The following is a 6,385-nucleotide window of genomic DNA, read 5'->3' as shown; positions in this document are numbered from 1 at the left end:
CGCCATGGCCCTCCCCGCCATCACTCCGTACCCCATGCCGTCCGCGGCCGAGCTGCCCGCGAACCGGGTGGACTGGAAGGTGGACCCCTCCCGCGCGGTCCTCCTGGTCCACGACCTCCAGAACTACTTCCTGTCGGCGTACGACAGGAGTTCGCCGCCTGTGCCGCAACTCCTCGCGAACGTATCGCTGCTGAAGGAGACGTCGACCCGCCTGGGCGTCCCGGTGCTGCACACCGCGCAGCCGGGCGGGCAGACGCCGGAGGAGCGGGGCCTCCAGCAGGACTTCTGGGGCCCGGGTCTGCCGGACGACGCCGAGGCGGCGGCGATCGCCCCCGAGATCGGCCCCGCGCCCGCGGAGACGGTCCTGACCAAGTGGAAGTACAGCGGCTTCGTCCGCACGGACCTCCTGGAACGCCTCCGCGAACAGGGCCGCGACCAGCTCGTCATCACCGGCGTCTACGCCCACATCGGCGTCCTGATGACGGCGTGCGACGCGTGGATGCAGGACATCCAGGCGTTCGTGGTGGCGGACGCGGTGGCCGACTTCTCGCGGGATGACCACGCGATGGCGCTGCGCTGGGCGGCGGGAAGGTGCGCGGTCGTGACGACGACGGAGGCGGTGTTCGGAGAGGGTCCGTAGAGCCTCTGGTGCCACAACGTGCCGCAACGTGTCGCTACCTGCCGCTATCTGCCGCTATCTGCCGCTACGTGCCGCTACTGGAGGCAGTCTCTGGACCCCTCGGCGGGCTTGCCGTCGAGGGCGGCGGTGAGGTGGTCGAGCCGGGCACGCAGGTCGCGCACCTCGTCGAGCGTGAGCCCGGTACGGGCCCCGATGGCACGCGGCACGGCACGGGCCTGCTCGCGCAGCGCGAGCCCCTGTTCCGTGAGCCGGACAGTGACGGACCGCTCGTCCTCGGCACTGCGCCGACGCTCGACGTGCCCGGCGGCCTCAAGCCGCTTGAGGAGCGGGGAGAGGGTGCCGGAGTCGAGCCGAAGCCGCTCGCCGATCTTCTTGACGGGCAGTTCGCCGTGTTCCCAGAGCACGAGCATGACGAGGTACTGGGGGTAGGTGAGCCCGAGATCTTTCAGGACGGCGCGGTAGACCCCGTTGAAGGCACGGGCGGCGGCGTGCAACGAGAAGCAGATCTGCTCGTCGAGCCGGAGCAGGTCTTCGTCCGTGACCCGAGGTGAACCGTCGCGGCCGATACCCGTGCCGTGCCCGTGCCCCTGCCCGTGCCCGGCCCCGATGCGCCCCTCTGCGTGCTGCTGCTCCATGCCTCACATCGTACAACTCGCCACCCAATTAAGTTGTGCACAATTAAATGGCGTGCTCTACTGGAGTCAGCGAGGGGGCGGCGGCGCCCCCCACGCCAACGGATCGACCCCACGTACGTACGGCAGGAGACCGAGGAACCATGGACGCTCTGTACACCGCAGTCGCCACCGCGAACGGCCGCGAGGGCCGCACCGTCAGCTCCGACGGCCAGATCGACCTGACGCTCGCCTTCCCCGAGGCCCTGGGCGGCAACGGCAAGGGCACGAACCCCGAGCAGCTCTTCGCCGCCGGCTACGCGGCCTGCTTCGCCAGCGCGATGAGCAATGTGGCCCGCCAGGAGAAGATCGACGTGACGGACGTCTCCGTGACGGCGGAGGTCAGCATCGGCAAGGACGAGACGGACGGCGGCTTCGCCCTGTCGGTCGTCATGCGGGCGGAACTCCCGGACCACCTCCAGGGCCCCGCGGGCGAGGACCTCCTCAAGAAGACCCACGCGTTCTGCCCGTACTCGAAGGCGACGCGCGGCAACATCCAGGTGGACCTGATCATCGAGTAACCAGCCCTCTACGGGGCCCGCTCCAGCCCCTGCCAGGGCCCGCCCCCCATCAACCCGCGGCTCCCCCATGACCACCCGCTACACTGACGGCGGCGGACCCAGTCTCCGGACGGGCACCGCCACGCCTTCGTAGCTCAGGGGATAGAGCACCGCTCTCCTAAAGCGGGTGTCGCAGGTTCGAATCCTGCCGGGGGCACAGCAGTAAGGGCCAGTTGAGAGGCGTGAACCTCTCGAACTGGCCCTTTTGCATGAGCTCTCGACTGCGCACCCTTCAGCGAACCGCTACGGACGCGCAGCGCACGCAGGTCCTGGCCGCCGGGCGCACTTCGAGGCGCTCCGTCGGGATCGGCTCGCCGCATTGCTCGCAGCGCCCGTAGTCGCCTCTCTCCAACCGTTCCAGGGCGCGATCGAGATCGTTCAGATGCTCGCGCGCCTGGGACAGCAGGGCCGCGACGTGCGCCCGCTCGAAGGCCGTGCTCGCGCCCTCCGGGTCGTGCTCGTCGTCGACGGCCACCATCGCGTTGGCCTCGACGATCCCTTCGAACTCTCGACTGAGCGCGGATATCTGGTGCAGCGTGCCGACACGGTCGGCCCCGAGCAGCGCCCGCATCGACTCGCTCTGGGGCGCGTCGAAAGCGGCATTGGTGCTTTGATCGCTCATTTCGTAGGAAACCGCATGATCTTGCGCCGAATTCCCGGGGGGCTCGTAGACCGCGTGGAGCGGTCAGGTCGGGTTGCGCAGCGGTTCGCGCGCGAGCGCGGTCGCGTCGACCGAGCCGTCCACGAGGATCTCGTCGGCCTGCTCCGGTGCGGTGATCAGGCCGACCACGAAAACGGGGAGGGCCTACATCTTGCGTACGAAGGTCTTCTCGCCGTTGTGCCAGGTGATCGTCACGCCGTGCTGGCCGCCGCCGCCCTCACGGGCCGACCACACGTCGAGGGAGGCGATCTCGGGAGACTCGGCCGCGCCGATCACCCCCGCGAACCAGGCGTCCGGGGCGCCCGTCGCCGGGGCCGCCTCGAACGGTGCCGGGGTGCCCTGCACCGGAGCCGTGGGTGAGTCGTGCTTCGCGCCTTCGGCGAGCTGGCCGATCATCTGCCAGCGGGTCTCCCGGCCCGCCACGGTCACGGCCAAGCCGTAGGGGTGCTGGTCGTCCCCTGCCTCGGCGAGTGTCTGCACCCGCTGTACGTCGGACGAGTTCTTGAAGAGGTCGGTGGCGAAATCCTGGAACGCGGCGGGATGCATACGTGATCACTCCTCTCGTGGCGGCCCGGTCATTTTATGAGCGGACGCCGACAGCTCACGGGCCTCCGCCCGGGCGGTTCGAAGGGCTCCGGCCTCCCTCGGTCCGACCCTGCTTCCCGGTACAGGCAGTCGACTTCGCGGCCCACGTGGACCTGCGCGCCGTCAACCGCGCTTGTGCGGGTGGGGTCAGGTGACGGGCCGCTGTTCGCACTGGCTGAGAGACGACAACAGACGTGTCCCGCTGTACCGCTCCCGTTAGATTCGGCGCATGGTGACAGCGACGGTGCGTGAATGGCGGGACGAGGAGGGCTGGGGTGTGCTCGACTCCCCCGAGACTCCGGGCGGCTGCTTCGGACACTTCTCCGACATTCGGATGCACGGGTTCCGCACTCTGGTGCCCGGTCAGCAAGTGGACCTCACGTGGGAAGCCCCTGGCTTCAAGCAGGACGGGTACGACTACCGAGCGGTGAGCATCGTGCCTCGCTCTGCCTGACGTCCGGTCGGGTGGCGGATATCAGAGGCTTCGCAGGGCGGTGCTCCGGCTGGCGGTGCGTGCGGCTCGTAGAGCTCGGCGCATGCGCTCACCGTCGAGGCACGGTTCCGTCTCTGTCTCTGTCTCTGTCTCTGTCTCTGTCTCTGTCTCTGTCTCTGTCTCTGTCTCTGTCTCACAGAGGGTGCAGTATTTCAGGTGGGCCAGGTAGCTCTGGTAGATGAGTTCCTCACGGCGGCTTGGCGTGGCGGGTTCTTTCGCCTCGGCCTCGCTCCTGTCCGAGGCGCGTCCGAAGGCGACGAGCGCTGATACGGCCGCCGGTTCGCACAGGTCGCCCTCGTAGCGCGGGAGCACGGACCAGTAGGTGCCGGGGGGTTCGGTGCGGGCGAGGCTCGGTACGCCGAGGTAGGTGCCGTGGCTCAGGCGGGGTGCCGTGGCCTGGTGCTTCCAGGGGCGGGCGCGGCACGGTTTCGTCAGGGCGTAGTAGCTGCCGCCCAGGGTGCGGCCGTCGTAGATCACCGGACCTTCGAGGAGCCAGGTCAGGCGGGCGGCGACCTCTCGCTGGGCCGTAGCGTTCACGGCCGCGTGCAGCAGCGCCTCGGGGAGGCGGATCGCGTCGAAGCGGCAGCCGAGCGGCAACAGCGCGACGCCGGTCTCCTCCCATTCCCGCTCCGCCTGCTCGGGGGCGCGCTGGCAGCGGGCGAGCCAGTCCGATGGTGCGTATGCCGTGACGGGGACGGTCCTTCCCGTCTTTCGCGGCCCATCCGTGCTCTCGACCATGTCGGCTCCTTGCTGGTTCCTTGGTGATCGGCCGGCCCAGGACCCTTCGTGCGGTCGCCGAGCGCCTTGCTCCAAGTAGAGGGCGTCGTCAGAACGAGTGGAGGGGCCTCGATAGGGGCCCATCAGGGGCCAGTTGCGCGGGTAGCTTGTCGGTGGGAGGCCCCCTGCATGGACGATCCGAGGACGGCACGACGTGCGTTCGGCGCGTACCTCGCCGCTTTGCGCAGGCAGGCGCGGCTCTCGCAGTCCCAGCTCGCCACGCGCCTGTGCAGGGCCAGCGGTACGGTCACGCTCACCCGGAACGAGGTCTCCCGGTGGGAACGGGGCGAACGGCTGCCCGGCGCCTGGAGCACCGCCCTGGCCACTGTGCTCCGCGTGCCCGTCCATGTCTTGGAGCTGGCGGTCGCACAGGCCCGTGGGGACGCGGAACCACCACAGGACGACCACCCGCATGCCGTCGTGCGGCAGCGTGCGGGCTGGCTGCTCGCTCATGACCGCGCTCACGGCGGGGACCACGTCGCGGACGCGGCGGTCCAGGTGTGGCACGCCGCCCGCGCGGAGATCGCCGACGGTGACGACAAGGCGCACTTGCGCGTCGTCGCCGAGCTGGCGGAGATCGCGGGGTGGGTGCTGTTCGACGCGGCGCGGACGCGGGAGGCGCGGGGCGCGTGGATAGAGGCCCAGCATTTCGGCCGCCTCGCCGGGGACCGGGGCATGCAGTGGTTCGCCCTGGACCTGATGTCCCTGGAAGCCGTGGAGAGTGGGCGGACCGGCGAGGCGCTCGCGCTCTGCGATGAGCTGGCCGGTCTCGGGGTGCCGCCGCGCGTGGCGCTCCTGACCGAGCTGCGGCGGGGCCGCGCCCTCGCGTCCGCCGGTGACCGGCCGAGGGCCCGGCAAGCCATTGGCCGGGCGCGGAGCGGCCTGGAGGACTCTCTGAGCCCTCGTGATCCGGAGTGGTCGTGGTGGGTCGACGACCTGGAGGTCACCGGGCACGAGGCGGAGGTCGCCCTGCTGCTGGGGGAGCCGGAGCGCGCCGTTCCGCTCTTCGAGCGCACTCGTGAGCTGACCGGCGCCATCGACCCCACGGGGCGCGGCGCTCTCTACTACGCCGCCGCCGAGCTGGACGCCCTCGTACGACTCAGCGCCTGGCGGCAGGTCGAGGAGGCCCTGCTGCGACTCCCGCCGATCCTGCGCAACGTGACCTCGTCCCGCAATCGCAGGCGCCTGCGGAGCGCGCTGAGCGCCATCGAACGCGACGGGCCTGTCTGGCTCGCCGCGGAAGCGCGGGAAGTAATGACCTCCTAGCCCTGGTGTGGCGGGGGCCGTACGCGATCCGCCTCGCCGAGCCGTGAAAGGGATCACCGTGACTGACCAGCTGAAAGAGGTCGCCCACTTTCTGTGGGAGGCGGGCACGCTGAAGAACGCGCGGCGGACAGGGTGGTGGATGGCCGGTGTTCGCGATCCGGAGAGCATCGCCGAGCACGCATGGCGTACGGCCGTGATCGCCTCGGTCATCGCCACCCTGGAGGGCGCCGACGCGGCCCGCGCCGCGCACCTCGCCGTGTGGCACGACTCCCAGGAGACGCGTACCGGGGACGTCAATCACCTCGGCAAGAAGTACGCCGAGCCCGGTGACGCTGTGGCAGTGACCGCTGATCAGACGGCTGGCATGCCCGAGGCTCTCCGTACCGCCGTGCGCGCCGTCGTCGCCGAGTACGAGGCCAAGCAGACCCCCGAAGCCCTCTGCGCCAGGGACGCCGACAAGCTGGAATGCGTGTTGCAAGGCCTTGAGTACAGGAACCAGGGTTACGCCAGCGCCCAGCGCTGGATCGACAACAGCCGCGCCCGCATCGTCACCGGATCAGGGCAGAGGCTCGCTGATGAGCTGCTCGCGCAGGCGCCCTTGGACTGGCTGCGAGCCGCCATGGGCGAGAAGGCTGGCCAGTGATCGGAACGGGCTGAGAAGCAGCCCCCCCAAGACGACACGCCAGCCCACCGAGCGGAGTCGTCCGGTGGCGTCGCCGATTCGCCCCGTCC

General features: G+C 70.0%; 9 protein-coding genes and 1 tRNA gene. 6 read left to right on the top strand and 4 right to left on the bottom strand.

Annotated features, from left to right (window positions below; all coding sequences use genetic code 11):
• Window positions 1-4: 4 nt before the first annotated feature.
• Window positions 5-640: an isochorismatase family protein gene (locus AB8Z36_RS26815; protein WP_369215949.1), complete on the top strand. Its 636-nt coding sequence runs from the start codon at window positions 5-7 to the stop codon at window positions 638-640.
• A gap of 74 nt (window positions 641-714) precedes the next feature.
• Here AB8Z36_RS26815 and AB8Z36_RS26810 read toward each other — a convergent pair whose 3' ends face one another.
• Window positions 715-1,275: a MarR family winged helix-turn-helix transcriptional regulator gene (locus tag AB8Z36_RS26810; protein ID WP_369215948.1), complete on the bottom strand. Its 561-nt coding sequence runs from the start codon at window positions 1,273-1,275 to the stop codon at window positions 715-717.
• Window positions 1,276-1,415: 140 nt separating this feature from the next.
• Here AB8Z36_RS26810 and AB8Z36_RS26805 point away from each other — a divergent pair, with 140 nt between their 5' ends.
• Together AB8Z36_RS26805 and AB8Z36_RS26800 are read left to right on the top strand one after the other, a co-directional pair.
• Entirely contained in the window at window positions 1,416-1,832 is a 417-nt protein-coding gene (locus AB8Z36_RS26805; RefSeq protein ID WP_369215947.1) for an organic hydroperoxide resistance protein, read from the top strand.
• 123 nt (window positions 1,833-1,955) lie between these two features.
• A tRNA-Arg gene (locus AB8Z36_RS26800) sits at window positions 1,956-2,028 on the top strand.
• A gap of 75 nt (window positions 2,029-2,103) precedes the next feature.
• Here the strand turns inward: AB8Z36_RS26800 and AB8Z36_RS26795 are convergent.
• Entirely contained in the window at window positions 2,104-2,493 is a 390-nt protein-coding gene (locus tag AB8Z36_RS26795; RefSeq protein WP_369215946.1) for a TraR/DksA family transcriptional regulator, read from the bottom strand.
• Between the two features lie 183 nt (window positions 2,494-2,676).
• A complete protein-coding gene (locus tag AB8Z36_RS26790; RefSeq protein WP_369215945.1) occupies window positions 2,677-3,078 on the bottom strand; it encodes a hypothetical protein in 402 nt (133 codons plus the stop codon).
• Between the two features lie 268 nt (window positions 3,079-3,346).
• On the opposite strand from AB8Z36_RS26790, the gene AB8Z36_RS26785 reads away from it, so the two are divergent.
• Entirely contained in the window at window positions 3,347-3,571 is a 225-nt protein-coding gene (locus AB8Z36_RS26785; protein ID WP_369215944.1) for a cold-shock protein, read from the top strand.
• 21 nt (window positions 3,572-3,592) lie between these two features.
• On the opposite strand, the gene AB8Z36_RS26780 is transcribed toward AB8Z36_RS26785, so the two are convergent.
• Window positions 3,593-4,348, bottom strand: coding sequence for a hypothetical protein (locus AB8Z36_RS26780; protein WP_369215943.1), 756 nt, complete (start codon window positions 4,346-4,348; stop codon window positions 3,593-3,595).
• Between the two features lie 168 nt (window positions 4,349-4,516).
• On the opposite strand from AB8Z36_RS26780, the gene AB8Z36_RS26775 reads away from it, so the two are divergent.
• Complete coding sequence (locus AB8Z36_RS26775; RefSeq protein WP_369215942.1) at window positions 4,517-5,653, top strand: helix-turn-helix domain-containing protein; 1,137 nt, start codon at window positions 4,517-4,519, stop codon at window positions 5,651-5,653.
• Window positions 5,654-5,711: 58 nt separating this feature from the next.
• Window positions 5,712-6,296 carry an HD domain-containing protein gene (locus AB8Z36_RS26770; protein WP_369215941.1) on the top strand — a complete coding sequence of 195 codons (585 nt, stop codon included), beginning with the start codon at window positions 5,712-5,714 and terminating at the stop codon, window positions 6,294-6,296.
• The last annotated feature ends 89 nt before the right edge of the window (window positions 6,297-6,385 follow it).

This window comes from Streptomyces flavofungini (assembly GCF_041028215.1).
In the GTDB taxonomy this organism is placed as follows: Bacteria; Actinomycetota; Actinomycetes; order Streptomycetales; family Streptomycetaceae; genus Streptomyces; species Streptomyces flavofungini_B.
This window is presented reverse-complemented; position numbering and strand designations above follow the sequence as displayed.

Bases quoted from the DNA above. Each gene is read 5' to 3' on its own strand.
- AB8Z36_RS26790 (WP_369215945.1), bottom strand. From the start codon at position 3,078: ATGCATCCCGCCGCGTTCCAGGATTTCGCCACCGACCTCTTCAAGAAC.
- AB8Z36_RS26810 (WP_369215948.1), bottom strand. From the start codon at position 1,275: ATGGAGCAGCAGCACGCAGAGGGGCGCATCGGGGCCGGGCACGGGCAG.
- AB8Z36_RS26785 (WP_369215944.1), top strand. From the start codon at position 3,347: ATGGTGACAGCGACGGTGCGTGAATGGCGGGACGAGGAGGGCTGGGGT.
- AB8Z36_RS26780 (WP_369215943.1), bottom strand. From the start codon at position 4,348: ATGGTCGAGAGCACGGATGGGCCGCGAAAGACGGGAAGGACCGTCCCC.
- AB8Z36_RS26805 (WP_369215947.1), top strand. From the start codon at position 1,416: ATGGACGCTCTGTACACCGCAGTCGCCACCGCGAACGGCCGCGAGGGC.
- AB8Z36_RS26815 (WP_369215949.1), top strand. From the start codon at position 5: ATGGCCCTCCCCGCCATCACTCCGTACCCCATGCCGTCCGCGGCCGAG.
- AB8Z36_RS26775 (WP_369215942.1), top strand. From the start codon at position 4,517: ATGGACGATCCGAGGACGGCACGACGTGCGTTCGGCGCGTACCTCGCC.
- AB8Z36_RS26795 (WP_369215946.1), bottom strand. From the start codon at position 2,493: ATGAGCGATCAAAGCACCAATGCCGCTTTCGACGCGCCCCAGAGCGAG.